Here is a 13,412-nt window from a genome sequence, read left to right as displayed (position 1 = left end):
CCGCCGCGACCTGCGGCGGACCGCTTCCGTGCCGGCGGTGCCGTCAGGCCTCGCCGGCGTCGCCGGTTTCGGTCGGCGCCTCGCCGAGCATGGCGAGGGTCAGCACGTCGCCGGAGATGCCCCAGCCGCCGTCGGCGACCTCCTCGACCAGGACCATGGTGGTGTTGCGGGCGCGCTCACCGTAGATCTCGACGTACAGCTCGGTGGTGCGGGTGACGATCTGCTCCTTCTGCTTCGGGGTGAGGGTCTTCTCGGGGACCTTGAAGTTCGCGAAAGGCATGACGGGTCGTTCCTTCTCTCGGTGGGGTGTTACAGGGAACTGCCCGGGGTGAGCAGGCCGTCCGGTCCCGTTGACCGACGGGGTGGCTGGGGGCGGTTCAGACGATGCCGCCGTTGGCGCGGATGACCTGTCCGTTGATCCAGTGGCCGGCCGGGGAGGCCAGGAACGCGACGACCTCGGCGATGTCGGCAGTGCTGCCGAGGCGCTCCAGCGGGGGTTGGGCGGCCAGGCGGGCGACGGTCTCCTCGTTCTTGCCGTCCAGGAACATGTCGGTGGCCGTGGGGCCGGGTGCGACGGTGTTGGCGGTGACGTCCCGGCCCCGCAGCTCCCGCGCCAGGATCAGCGTCAGCGCCTCGACCGCGCCCTTGCTCGCGGCGTACGCGCCGTAGCCCGGGAAGGCCAGCCCCAGCACGGAGGTGGAGAACGTCACTATCGCGCCGCCGGGACGCACCCGACGGGCGGCCTGCTGGACGACGGCGAAGGTGCCGCGGATGTTGGTGCGGTGCAGGTCGTCCAGGACGGCCAGGTCCAGCTCGGCGATCGGCCCCAGGTGCATCCGCCCGGCCGTGTGCACGACGGCGTCGACGCCGCCGAACTCCGCTTCGGCCGCGTCGAACAGAGCCACGACCGCGTGTTCGTCGGCGACGTCCGCGCGCACCGCGATCGCCCCGCCGCCGCCGGCGACGGCCTCCTTCACGGCGGCTTCGGCCTCGGCCCGGTTGCCGGCGTAGCCGACCACGACGGCGTACCCGTCGGCGGCCAGCCGGCCGACGGTCCGGCGGCCGATGCCGCGCGAGCCGCCGGTGACGACCGCGACGCGGGGTGCGGCGGAGGACCGGGCCGGGGCGGCCGTCCCGGCCGGGGAGGTGGGGATGGGCATAGCTGGCTCCTGCGGTGGATAGGGGTTCGGGCCGCGGCCTTGCCGGCGGCCCTGCTGCGTCCTCCACGATCGGCCGGTCCCCCGCCCCCAGCCAGGGCTGCGTCTACCCAGGGGATGCCACCCCCTGGCTGCGCTCCGGCGCAGCGGCGACCATGGAGGGGTGAACCTTCCAGAGCTCGGTGCCTTCCTCAGGACACGCCGCGACCGCATCCGCCCCGGCGAGGTCGGCCTCCCCCAAGGCCCGCGCCGGCGCGTCCCCGGGCTGCGCCGCGAGGAGGTCGCGCAGCTGGCGGGGCTGTCGGTCGACTACTACACCGAGCTGGAACGCGGCAGCGCGAAGAACGGCGTGCAGCCCTCGACCCAGACCCTGGCCGCGCTCGCCCGAGCCCTGCGCCTGAACGGCGACGAGCGCGACCACCTGTTCCACCTGGCCGAACGGCCGGTCCCCCGGTCGGAACACGGACCCTCGGCACACGTGCAGCCCGCGCTCCTCGGACTCCTGGACCGGCTGTCCAACACCCCCGCGCGTGTCATCACCGACCTGCACGAAACCCTGGTGGAGAACGACCTGGCCCGGGCGCTGCTCGGCAAGTCCCCGGCGCACCGCGGCCCGGCGGCGAGCTACGTGTACCGGTGGTTCACCGACCCGCGGGCGCGCGAGATCCACCCGCCCGAGGACCACCCGCACCACTCCCGGGTGTTCGCGGCGGACCTCCAGGCGGCGGCCGCCCGGCGTGGCCGGGACGCCGAGGTCACGAGGATGGTCGCCGTACTGCGCCGGCGCAGCCAGGAGTTCGCGGCCCTCTGGGACACCCACGACGTCGCGGTGCGCCGCATGGACCGCAAGAGGATCCTCCACCCCCTGCTCGGCGTCATCGAGCTCGACTGCCACAACCTCCTCAGCGAGGACGGGCGGCAGCGCCTGCTCTGGTTCACGGCCCCGCCCGGCAGCCCGGGAGCCGAGCAGTTGGAACTGCTGTCCGTCGTGGGGACCCAGGAGCTGGGCGTCACGGAGGGTGTGGCGCCGAGCTGACCCGCGCCCGCCCGGGAGCGGTTCGGCGCACCGGTTCTGAGCTGCTAATATTCTTCTTGTCGCGAGGGAGAATGATCCCTCGTCAGGCGTCAGTGGTGCTACCAGAGCACGTCCTACTTTCAGTAGGAAGAGTCCGTGCGACCCGGGCCTGGCGCTCCAGCATCGGACGGGGTCCGGTACCTGATCAGGTACCGGACCCCGTCCGCGTTGTGGCGATGCCGGGCGTGGTCTGACGTGGTCTGACGTGGTCTGGCGCAACGGACCGGCCCGTGTTGCCGGTTGCCGTGCGGGCGGGCGGCGGACCGGCAGGTGACCGGGCCACGGACGGCATGTGGGGCAGAGCCATTGACCGGCCGTCAGGGGCGCCGGGAGGATTCGCGGTCATGACGACGCGCATAGACCCTTTGTCACGGTGGCTGCTGGCCCCGCTGCGGTGGGCGGCCCTGCTGTCGCTGCTGGTGTCGGTCGGGGTGTTCTTCGCCGGGGCCGGGGAGGCCCAGGCGGCGCCCGCCTGCGGGGTGCTGTCCACCGGGGCGGCTCCGCAGGCCACCGCCGCCGTCCGGTCCGCCTGCGGGCTGATCGGCACCCCGTACTCCTGGGGCGGCGGCCACGGCGCGCAGCCCGGCCTGACGTACGGCCTCTGCGACGCCTCCAACGGCGCCCCCGACGACTGCCACGTCCGCGGCCTGGACTGCTCCGGCATGGTCCGCTACGCCTACGACCTGGCGGTCGGCGAGGACGTCGTCAACGGCACCACCCGGACCCAGTGGCCGTCCTCCCGGGCGGTCGCCCGCTACTACCGGGCGGACGGGACCGCACCGCTGCTCCCCGGTGACCTGGTGTTCTTCGGCGACACCGCCCCCGGCATCCACCATGTCGCGATGTACCTCGGGCAGGGCTGGATCGTCGAGGCGCCCTACTCCGGCGGCTACGTCCAGGTGGCGGCGCTCTCCTCGCACGGCGACTACTACGGCGCGATCCGGCTGTACGGGCCCGGCGACTCCACCCCGACGCCGACCCCGACCCCGTCGGGCGGCGGCAAGTACTGGGTGGACACCTTCGCCAACGCGCCCGTGTACGGCTCCCCGACCTCCACCACCAGCACGGGGACCCTGTACCAGGGCACCAACTACGTCTACTGCAAGGCCTGGGGACGCGAGGTCTCCAGCGGCGGCAGCTACAACCACTGGTGGCTGAAGACCGACCCGGACGCCGGCCCCGGCGGCCAGTGGGTCTCCGCGTTCTACCTCTCCCGCTGGGGCAACGACACCGCCAAGGACAACGGCGGCGCCACCATCCCCGACTGCCCGGGCGGCGGCACCCCGCCCGCCACCGGCAAGTACTGGGTGGACACCTTCGCCACCGCGAACGTCTACGCCTCGCCGAACTCCACCACCGCCACCGGCACGCTGAACCAGGGCACCAACTACGTCTACTGCAAGGCCTGGGGACGCGAGGTCTCCAGCGGCGGCAGCTACAACCACTGGTGGCTGAAGACCGACCCGGACGCCGGCCCCGGCGGCCAGTGGGTCTCCGCGTTCTACCTCTCCCGCTGGGGCAACGACACCGCCAAGGACAACGGCGGCGCCACCATCCCCGACTGCTGAGGAACCGGGCGCACGGAACCGGCCGGGCGGACCGATCAGTTTTGGAGAAGCACCCGGCCCGGGCCCACGCCTAGCGTTGCGGTCATGAGCGACATCACCATTCACTGGACCTTCCTCCCGCACACCGACCCCGAGGCCTCCCTCGCCTTCTACCGCGACCTGCTCGGCTTCGAGGTCCGCAACGACGTCGGCGGCGGCACGATGCGCTGGATCACCGTCGGCCCCGCCGACCAGCCCGGCGTCTCCCTCGTGCTGGAGCCGCCGGCGATCGACCCGGGTGTCACCGAGGACGAGCGCAGGACCATCACCGACATGATGGCCAAGGGCACCTACGCCCGGCTCGTCCTCGGCACCCCCGACCTGGACGGCCTCTTCGACCGGCTGAAGTCCGGCGGCGCCGAGCTGGTGCAGGAGCCGGCCGACCAGCAGTGGGGTGCGCGCGACTGCGCCTTCCGCGACCCGGCGGGCAACCTGATCCGCTTCAACGAGGTGCGCTGAACCCGGCGAGGCGCGCCGGACGAACGACGGCAGGCCACCACAGCCGTAGCCGTGATACCCGACGGGCCCGCCGCCCGCGGCACCGGACCGACCGACCGACCGACCGACGGACCGACCGGATCACGCCGGTTCTGGTTGGATCGAAGGAATCCACCGGTGACCGCGGGGACGGGCCCGCCCGATCGACAGGGAGAGACCAGACGATGCCCAAGAGGACGGACGCGAACCCCGCGCCGCACGCCGCCGACAGCCACGACCTGATCCGCGTCCACGGCGCGCGCGAGAACAACCTCAAGGACGTCAGCGTCGACATCCCCAAGCGCCGGCTGACGGTGTTCACCGGTGTGTCCGGCTCCGGCAAGAGCTCGCTGGTGTTCGACACCATCGCCGCCGAGTCCCAGCGGCTGATCAACGAGACCTACAGCGCGTTCGTCCAGGGCTTCATGCCCACCCTGGCCCGCCCCGAGGTGGACGTCCTGGAGGGCCTGACCACCGCGATCATCGTCGACCAGCAGCGGATGGGCGCCGATCCGCGCTCCACCGTCGGCACCGCCACCGACGCCAACGCGATGCTGCGCATCCTCTTCAGCCGGCTCGGCACCCCGCACATCGGCTCCCCCAAGGCCTTCTCCTTCAACGTCCCCTCGATCAGCGGGGCCGGCGCCGTCACCGTCGAGCGGGCCGGCAAGACCGTGAAGGAGCGGCGCAGCTTCAGCATCACCGGCGGCATGTGCCCGCGCTGCGAGGGCCGCGGCAGCGTCTCCGACATCGACCTCACCCAGCTGTACGACGACGCCAAGTCGATCTCCGAGGGCGCGATCACCATCCCCGGCTGGAAGACCGACAGCTGGTGGACGGTCGGCGTCTACGCCAACTCCGGCTTCCTCGACCCGGACAAGCCGATCCGCGAGTACACCGAGAAGGAGTTGCAGGACTTCCTGTACCGGGAGCCGACCAAGGTCAAGGTCAACGGCGTCAACCTCACCTACGAGGGCCTGATCCCCAAGATCCAGAAGTCGATGCTGTCCAAGGACAAGGACGCGCTGCAGCCGCACATCCGCGCCTTCGTGGAGCGGGCCGTCACCTTCACCGCCTGCCCGGACTGCGGGGGGACCCGGCTCAGCGAGGCCGCCCGCTCGTCCAGGATCGCGGGCGTCAGCATCGCCGACGCCTGCGCGATGCAGATCAGCGACCTCGCCGCCTGGGTCGGCGGGCTCGACGAGCCCTCGGTGACGCCGCTGCTCACCACCCTTGGGCAGACCCTCGACTCCTTCGTGGAGATCGGCCTCGGCTACCTCTCCCTCGACCGCCCCTCCGGCACGCTCTCCGGCGGCGAGGCGCAGCGGGTCAAGATGATCCGCCACCTCGGCTCCTCGCTCACCGACACCACGTACGTCTTCGACGAGCCCACCACCGGTCTGCACCCGCACGACATCGACCGGATGAACAGGCTGCTGCTGCGCCTGCGGGACAAGGGCAACACCGTGCTGGTGGTGGAGCACAAGCCGCAGACCATCGCGATCGCCGACCACGTGGTCGACCTCGGCCCGGGCGCCGGGACGGCGGGCGGCACGGTCTGCTACGAGGGCGGCGTGGACGGGCTGCGCGACAGCGGTACGGTCACCGGCCGCCACCTGGCCGACCGGGCGCCGCTGCGCGAGGACGTGCGCAAGCCCACCGGGACGCTGGAGATCCGGGGCGCGAACACCCACAACCTGCGGGACGTGGACGTGGACGTGCCGCTCGGGGTGCTCACGGTGGTGACGGGGGTGGCCGGCTCCGGCAAGAGCTCGCTGATCCACGGCTCGCTGGGCCGGCGGTCGGGGGCTTCGGGCGAGGACGTGGTCTCGGTCGACCAGGGCGCGATCAAGGGCTCGCGGCGGAGCAACCCGGCCACCTACACCGGGCTGCTGGAGCCGATCCGCAAGGCCTTCGCGAAGGCCAACGGCGTCAAGCCGGCCCTGTTCAGCGCCAATTCCGAGGGCGCCTGCCCGACCTGCAACGGCGCGGGCGTGGTCTACACCGACCTGGCGATGATGGCCGGGGTGGCCACCACCTGCGAGGACTGCGAGGGCAAGCGCTACCAGCCCGCCGTACTGGAGTACCGGCTGGGCGGGCGGGACATCGCCGAGGTGCTGGCGATGTCGGTGACCGAGGCCGAGGAGTTCTTCGGCTCGGGCGAGGCCAAGCTGCCGGCCGCGCACCGGATCCTGGAGCGGCTGGCGGACGTCGGGCTCGGTTACGTGAGCCTCGGGCAGCCGCTCACCACGCTCTCCGGCGGCGAGCGGCAGCGGCTCAAGCTGGCCACGCACATGGGGGACAAGGGCGGGGTCTACATCCTGGACGAGCCGACCACCGGGCTGCACCTGGCCGATGTCGAGCAGCTGCTCGGGCTGCTGGACCGGCTGGTCGAGTCCGGCAAGTCGGTGATCGTGATCGAGCACCACCCGGCGGTCATGGCGCACGCCGACTGGATCATCGACCTGGGCCCGGGCGCCGGTCACGACGGCGGACGGGTGGTCTTCGAGGGCACCCCGGCCGAGCTGGTCGCCGCCCGCTCCACGCCGACCGGCGAGGCCCTGGCCGCGTACGTCGGTTAGCACCCGCGAGCTGCCCGACGCCGCGAGCCGGTCAGTGCTCCAGCGGAAGGGCCATCTCCAGGATCCGCGCCGACGCGTCCAGCACGTACGGCGTCCCGCCGCCGGTGTACGCGAACCCGCGCCGCAGGTAGAAGGCGGCGGCGCGGGGGTTGGCCTCGTGCACGCCGAGGAGCATCCGGCCGGCGCCGCGGTCGCGGGCCCAGGCGAGGGCGGTGTCCAGCATCGCGTCGGCGACGCCGCGTTCGCGGCCGCGGTGCGCGGGGGCGACCCAGACGCCGATCAGGTCGACGGTGTCGGGGTGGTCCTTGTTCGCGGTGGAGATCATCGTGCCGACCCACTCCCCCGCGGGGTCCACCGCGACCAGGCCGACCTTGTCGGGCTCGTTGAGCCAGTTGGTCCGGGCCCGCCAGTTGCCCTCGCCCTGGTGGCTGGCGTACTCGTGGGTCTCGCCGAACGCCATGGGCGTGTCGAGGAGTTGGGCGAGGCGCACCTCGCGCAGAAGCTGCCAGTCCTCGCGGCCGATCCGCTCGATCCGGTACCGCACGTTCGCCGACCCCCCGTGAAAACGCCTCCGCCGCCGGTGGGCACCGGCGACGGAGGCAGCATAGCCGCGGCTCACGCTACGGCTTGATGCGCACCACCTGCGGGTCGTGGTCGCTCGCCTGCTGGGCGAACTCGGAGTTGATGTGCACCACGTCGTACTTGGCGTAGCCGACCTCGGGGCTGACCAGGATGTGGTCCAGCACCTGCGAGTTGCCCTGGTAGACGTAGGAGTACTGCTCGGTCTCCGGCAGCTCGTTCACCAGGTCGCGCAGCACGCCGCCCTTGGTGAGCGCGGCGAGCGCGGGCGAGAACTGGTAGTCGTTGAAGTCGCCGAGGGAGACGACCTTGGCCTCCTTGTCGGCGGCCAGCAGGCCGGCGACGAAGGCCTGCTCGACGGTGGCCTGCTTGACGCGCTGCACCTCGGAGCCGCGGGTCGGGGCCTGGAAGCGGCTGTCGATGCCCTGGTCGCCGCCCTTGCTGTTGAAGTGGTTGGCGATGACGAAGACCTTCTGGCCGCGGAAGACGAACTGGCCGACGAGCGGCTTGCGGCTGTTGGTCCAGGCCTCGTCGTTCGGCGCGATGCGGCCGGGCGAGGCGGTCAGCGCGGTGGCGGCGCCGGTGCCGGTCACGCCGACGGCGGTGGTGGCGTCGCCGCCCGCGATGTCGGTGAAGGAGACCCGCTGCGGGTTGAACAGGAAGACCTGGCGGATGTTGCCGCCGGGCTCGCCGCCGTCCTTGCCGTCCTGCGGGTCGATGGAGCGCCAGTCGTAGGCGGGGCCGCCGGCCGCCTTGATCGCGGCGATGAACTTGGCGACGGTCTGGCTGGCGTCCACCGTGCCGTCGCTCTTGGAGCCGTTGTCGTCCTGGATCTCCTCCAGGGCGACGATGTCGGGCGAGCGCAGGTTGGTGACGACGCCGTGGGCGAGCTCGGCGAACTTGGCGTCCGGGTTGTTCGGGGCCAGGTTCTCCACGTTGTAGGTGGCGAGGGTGAGTTCGCGGTCGGCCGGCTGCGCGGTGACCTCGCGCTGCAGGTGGTTGTCCTTGAGGGTGCCCACGGTGCCGGCGACGAGGGTGTAGCCGCCGAAGTTGTTGTAGTCCAGCGGGCCGGTGGTGGCTCCGGTCAGCTCGTCGCCGACGTTGGCGACCGGGAAGGGCTGCTGGGAGACCGCGGCCTGCTGCTGGATCATCAGGCGGCCGACGTTGGGCTCGCGGTAGGACTCGTACAGCACGCCGCCGCGCTTGCTGCGCTGGTCCTGGCGGTCGGCGGCGACCCACAGCTCGTTGTACTTGTCGGTGGCCTGGACCACCCGGACGTCCTTGACCTGGACGAGCATGCCCTCCAGGGACTCGTAGAAGTCCAGGGCGTACTTCTCCGGGTTCAGCGCGACGCCGTCGATCGAGCCGTCCGCGCCGGCCGCCGGGGCGTAGGTGCCGGGGATGTCGCGGGTGTCGACGACCACCGGGGCGGGCAGCGGGTTGCCGGAGGAGACGACGGTGACGCCCGGGGCGGAGATCTCGGTGACGGACTGCGAGCCGCCGGAGTAGCTCGGGTAGTACTCGGTGACCTTGCCGCTCACCAGCACCGAGTCGCCGACCTTGACGGTCGGGTTGCCGCCGGTGAAGACGAAGACGCCCTCGCTGGTGGCCGGGTCGGCGTCCGGGTTCGGGTCCTGGATCCAGAAGCCCTTGGAGCTGCCGTACGCGCGCACGCCGGTGACGATTCCGGGCACCCCGGTGACCGGCTTGCCGGCCTGCGGGGATATCCGGGTGGTGCCCTGGATGTCGTGGATCCGCAGCGGGCCGGCCTCGGTCGGGGCGGGGGTGGCGGCGCCGGCGGCGTTGGCCACCGGGAGCGGGACGAGCACCAGCGAGGCGGTCAGCGCGGCCGGGATCAGGGCGGCGCGCAGCAGGGTTCTGTGCGGGCGGGAGGCGGGGGCGGTGGTCACCGGGGCGGACTCCTAGCTCCGTCGTGCGGCACGGTCGTGGCACGGCGGTCCGGGCGGAGGCGCGCTTCGAGGCGCGCGCTACTCGCGTAGAGGGAGCAGGGGACGGACACCCGCCCCCCGCGGCGCCCCTCAAGATACGCGCGTAGAAAAAGCCCCGACAAGACCTCGACGGTGAACTGTCGGTTCCCCCCGGGTGACTTGACCCACGGTCAGCCCAGGCTGCTCACAGACCGCTCCCAGCGGACTCCCAGGAAGCCTCGATCCGCTCCACGACCAGCTCGCACAGCTCGTGGGTGCGCAGCGCGTCGTGGGCGTCGAGGGTGCGCCCGGCGCGGACGGCGTCCAGGAAGGAGAGCACGCACTGCTCGATGCCGCGCTGGCGGGCCACCGGCACCCAGTCGCCGCGGCGGCGGACGGTGGGCTGGCCGCGGTGGTCGATCACCTCGGCGAGGTTGCGGACCTCGCGCTTGGAGTCGCCGCCGGAGACCTCCAGCACCTCCTCCGTCGAGCCGGACAGCCGGTTCATGATCCCCAGCGCGGTGAAGCCCCGCCCGCCGAGGGTGAGCACCACGTGCTCGACCAGGCCGTCCTTGGTGCGGGCCCGGACGTCCACGTGCTCGATCTCGCCGGGGGCGAGGAAGCGGAGCAGGTCCACCACGTGGGACGTTTGGACACCCCCAACGATAGCTCCTGCCCCGCGTTCGCGTCCGAAACCTGCTCGGCAAACGACCATCGCACCCATTACGCGCGGCGGTCAGACCGCCTCGATGCGCTCCACGACCAGCTCGCACAACTCGTGCGTGCGCAGTGCGTCGTGGGCGTCGAGGGTCTTGCCAGTGCGGACGGCGTCGAGAAAGGTGAGGACGGCCTGTTCGATGCCGCGCTGGCGGGCGACGGACACCCAGTCGCCGCGGCGGCGGATGGTGGGCTGGCCTCGGTGGTCGATGACCTCGGCGAGGTTGTGGACCTCGCGCTTGGAGTCGCCACCGGAGACCTCCAGGACCTCCTCCGTGGAGCCGGACAGCCGGTTCATGATGCCCAGCGCGGTGAACCCCTCGCCGGCCAGGGTGAGCACGACGTGCTCGACCAGTCCGTCGCGCACCCGCGAGCGGACGTCGACGTGCTCGATATCTCCCGGGACCAGGAACCGGAGCGCATCCACCACGTGAATGAAATCGTCGAAAATCATCGACCGCGGAGCCTCGGGCAGACCCTCGCGGTTCTTCTGCAGCACGATCAGATCCCGAGGACGCTCCTTGGCCTGGACATAGCCGGGCGCGTACCGCCGATTGAAGCCCACCATCAGCGAGCGGCCCGCCCGGTCGGCCAGATCGACCAGCCGGCGGGCACCGTCCACCATGTAGTCCAGCGGCTTGTCCACGTACACATCCACACCAGCCGTCAGCAACTTCTCCACGATCGGCACGTGCTGGCTGGTCGCGGCATGCACGAACGCCGCCCGGATCCCGCTCCCGATCAACCCCCCGAGATCGGTGAAGCGCTTCCCCGCCGCGATCCGGTACGCGTCACCGACCCGGTCCAACTTCGCCCCGTCCCGCGTCATCAACCGCAGATCCACCCCCGGCAACCCACCCAGAACCGGCAGATACGCCTTCTGCGCAATGTCACCAAGCCCAATGACCCCAATCGGAAGCAGGACATCAGGAACAGCAGCCGAACCCATCCACGTCTCCACACTCAGGCGCCGACACCATCACCCCCACCCTATTCACTCGCTCCCGCGCCCCACCAAACCATCGCCGACTGCGATCAATGGGTTGACCGCTCCTTGAACTGCGGTGCAATCCTCGGCTGCCCCGGATGACGACGGCCACGGGTGTTGAGTCTGGCCTCCCACTTCAGAGCGGCGTTGCGATCCTCGGTCGTCCCGAAGGGCGACCGCCACCAAGTTGCCGCCCTTGGTATAGACGGTGTCCGCGTCGTTGTGATCCGCGGCAGCCCCGCAGCGCAACGCAACAGTCCGCCTTGGTGCTTGATCTGGCATCGCCACCTGGGGTCCGAGTTGCGATCCCCGGGTTCGACAGTCTGCAGGCACACGACCGGGTCTGATCGGTTGTCTTCGCTGGTCAGCGTGATCTGAGTGGTCTGGAGCAGATCTGGGGTAGGGACATGCGGATTTGCTGATTTGGCTGCCGTGAGCTGGGGCTTTGTCGCATCCTGCGGGCATGTACGTGCGGAAGACACAGCGTCGGAACCGGGACGGCAGCGTGGTGCGGTATGTGCAGCTGGCGACGAACCGGCGCGTTGGCGGTACGACGCAGGCCGACGTGCTCCTCAACCTGGGCCGGGAGGACAAGCTCGACCTGGACTCCCTGCGGCGGCTGGTCGACTCTCTCAACCGCCATCTCGGCGACGGGGACACCGATGTGGCCGCGCCGTTGGGTCTGGAAGGCGGACCGCTGGCGGTGGAGTCCTCCCGGCCGATCGAGACGGCGTGGCTGCTGGACGGCCGGTGGAAGCCGCTGGGCATCGACCAGGCGCTCGCGAAGGTGCTGGACGCGCGGCAGTTCCGCACCGATGTGGAACGGGCTCTGTTCGCGCTGGTCGCCAACCGCGCCGTCGCCCCGAGTTCCAAGCGGGCCGCCGCCGAGTGGGCCGGCAAGGACGCGGTAGTGCCCGGCGTCCGTGAACTCGCCGAGCAACATGCCTATCGGGCCATGGACTTGCTGGTGGACGAGGGCACCCAAGCCGCCGTGCAGGAAGCGGTGTTCTTCGCCGCCGCGAACCTCCTCGACCTCGAAGTCGACCTGCTCTTCTTCGACACCACCAGCACCTACTTCGAACGGGACGAGGCCGACGACAGCGACGACGCGCTTCGCCGCTACGGACACTCGAAGGACCATCGCAAGGACCTCCCGCAGATTGTGATCGGGTTGGCCGTCACCCGTGAGGGCATCCCGGTGCGGATCCGGACCTGGCCCGGCAACACCAACGACCAGACGGTCATCGCCCAGGTCAAGGCCGACCTGCGGGCCTGGCGGCTGGGGCGGGTGGTGACCGTCACCGACTCCGGCTTCTCCGGTGAATCCAACCTCGCCTGCCTCAAGAAGGCCGGCGGCCACTACATCACCGGCGCCAAGATGCGCGAGGGATCGACGAAGGCCGCCGAGGCCCTCGCGCACCAGGGCCGCTACCAGCAGGTCCGCGACAACCTTCGGGTCAAGGAAGTCCGTCTGGACTCCGACCCGGGCCGTCGCTGGATCATCTGCCACAACCCAGCCGAGGCCGAACGCGACGCCCAGCGGCGTGAGGAGCAACTCGCCGCGATCACCGAAGAGCTGGCACGCATCGCCACCGCCCGCACCCAGGACGCGAAGAAGGCGAAGGACAGGGCCGCCAAGGCCGGCCTCAAGCGCGCCGTCCGGCCGCCGGACACCGTGCACCGAAAGGCCGAGTGCGCGCTTCGTGACCATCCCTCGCTCGGCCGGTGGCTCAAGCAGTCCCCGGCCGGCCGGCTCTCCATCGACCGTGCCAAGGTCAAGACCGAAACCAACCTCGACGGCAAGTACCTCCTTACCACCTCCGACCCGGACCTGACCGCCGAAGACGTCGCCCTGGGCTACAAGAACCTCCTGGAAGCCGAACGGGCCTTCCGCACCATGAAGTCGACCTTGTATCTGCGGCCGGTCTACCACCGTCTGGATGACCGGATCCGCGCCCACGTGCTGCTGTGCTGGCTGGCCCTGCTGCTGATCCGCGTGGCCGAACGCCGCACCGACATCACCTGGCGGGCTATCAGAACCGAACTTCAGCGTCTCCACCAGGTCACACTCGCCGGTCCCGCCGGACGCCTCCAGCAGACCACCGACACCCAGGTCCGGATCTTCCGGGACTGCGGCGTGCAGATGCCACCAAAGATGAGCGGGCTCACGCTCACCGGATAGCCCCTGAAGTGGGCAAACACCTGCCGGGGTCGTGGGCACACGACCCCGGCAGGTGGTCATGCCCGAACCCGCAGGTCACCCCCGAAGTCCAGTCCAGTTATGTGCCCACACACTGTCGAA

The 13,412-nt window shown here is 70.9% G+C and carries 10 protein-coding genes and 1 pseudogene; 5 read left to right on the top strand and 6 right to left on the bottom strand.

All coding sequences use genetic code 11. The features are described from left to right. Positions 1 to 43: 43 nt before the first annotated feature. Both IE332_RS24680 and IE332_RS24675 read right to left on the bottom strand, forming a co-directional pair. Positions 44 to 280, bottom strand: a complete 237-nt coding sequence (locus IE332_RS24680; protein ID WP_189920271.1) for a tautomerase family protein — start codon at positions 278 to 280, stop codon at positions 44 to 46. Positions 281 to 377: 97 nt separating this feature from the next. Next, entirely contained in the window at positions 378 to 1,160 is a 783-nt protein-coding gene (locus tag IE332_RS24675; protein WP_189920269.1) for an SDR family oxidoreductase, read from the bottom strand. 160 nt (positions 1,161 to 1,320) lie between these two features. On the opposite strand from IE332_RS24675, the gene IE332_RS24670 reads away from it, so the two are divergent. From IE332_RS24670 to IE332_RS24655, 4 genes are all read left to right on the top strand, one after another. After that, positions 1,321 to 2,193, top strand: a complete 873-nt coding sequence (locus IE332_RS24670; RefSeq protein WP_189920267.1) for a helix-turn-helix transcriptional regulator — start codon at positions 1,321 to 1,323, stop codon at positions 2,191 to 2,193. A gap of 383 nt (positions 2,194 to 2,576) precedes the next feature. After that, on the top strand, positions 2,577 to 3,800 hold the full coding sequence (locus tag IE332_RS24665) for a C40 family peptidase (RefSeq protein WP_189920265.1): 1,224 nt from the start codon (positions 2,577 to 2,579) through the stop codon (positions 3,798 to 3,800). An 84-nt stretch (positions 3,801 to 3,884) separates the two neighbouring features. Next, on the top strand, positions 3,885 to 4,298 hold the full coding sequence (locus IE332_RS24660) for a VOC family protein (protein WP_189920263.1): 414 nt from the start codon (positions 3,885 to 3,887) through the stop codon (positions 4,296 to 4,298). A 203-nt stretch (positions 4,299 to 4,501) separates the two neighbouring features. After that, the gene (locus IE332_RS24655; protein ID WP_189920261.1) at positions 4,502 to 6,898 is read left to right on the top strand and encodes an ATP-binding cassette domain-containing protein; all 2,397 of its coding nucleotides are present in this window, start codon (positions 4,502 to 4,504) and stop codon (positions 6,896 to 6,898) included. A gap of 31 nt (positions 6,899 to 6,929) precedes the next feature. Here the strand turns inward: IE332_RS24655 and IE332_RS24650 are convergent, their stop codons facing one another. The 4 genes and pseudogenes from IE332_RS24650 to IE332_RS24635 form a co-directional block, all read right to left on the bottom strand. Next, on the bottom strand, positions 6,930 to 7,442 hold the full coding sequence (locus IE332_RS24650) for a GNAT family N-acetyltransferase (RefSeq protein WP_189920259.1): 513 nt from the start codon (positions 7,440 to 7,442) through the stop codon (positions 6,930 to 6,932). A gap of 76 nt (positions 7,443 to 7,518) precedes the next feature. Next, positions 7,519 to 9,387 (bottom strand): DUF8508 domain-containing protein, encoded by a 1,869-nt coding sequence (locus tag IE332_RS24645; protein WP_229928879.1) that lies wholly within the window; start codon positions 9,385 to 9,387, stop codon positions 7,519 to 7,521. 223 nt (positions 9,388 to 9,610) lie between these two features. Continuing rightward, a pseudogene (locus IE332_RS24640) lies at positions 9,611 to 10,048 on the bottom strand (gfo/Idh/MocA family oxidoreductase); the annotation flags it as partial. A 93-nt stretch (positions 10,049 to 10,141) separates the two neighbouring features. Next, a complete protein-coding gene (locus tag IE332_RS24635) occupies positions 10,142 to 11,071 on the bottom strand; it encodes a Gfo/Idh/MocA family protein (protein WP_189920257.1) in 930 nt (309 codons plus the stop codon). 502 nt (positions 11,072 to 11,573) lie between these two features. On the opposite strand from IE332_RS24635, the gene IE332_RS24630 reads away from it, so the two are divergent. Continuing rightward, positions 11,574 to 13,292, top strand: a complete 1,719-nt coding sequence (locus IE332_RS24630; protein WP_189920255.1) for an IS1634 family transposase — start codon at positions 11,574 to 11,576, stop codon at positions 13,290 to 13,292. Positions 13,293 to 13,412: the final 120 nt, after the last annotated feature.

It is taken from the genome of Kitasatospora xanthocidica (assembly GCF_014656195.1).
GTDB classification, from domain to species: Bacteria; Actinomycetota; Actinomycetes; order Streptomycetales; family Streptomycetaceae; genus Kitasatospora; species Kitasatospora xanthocidica.
Note: the sequence above shows the minus strand (reverse complement) of the source record. Positions and strands in the feature narration are given on the sequence as shown.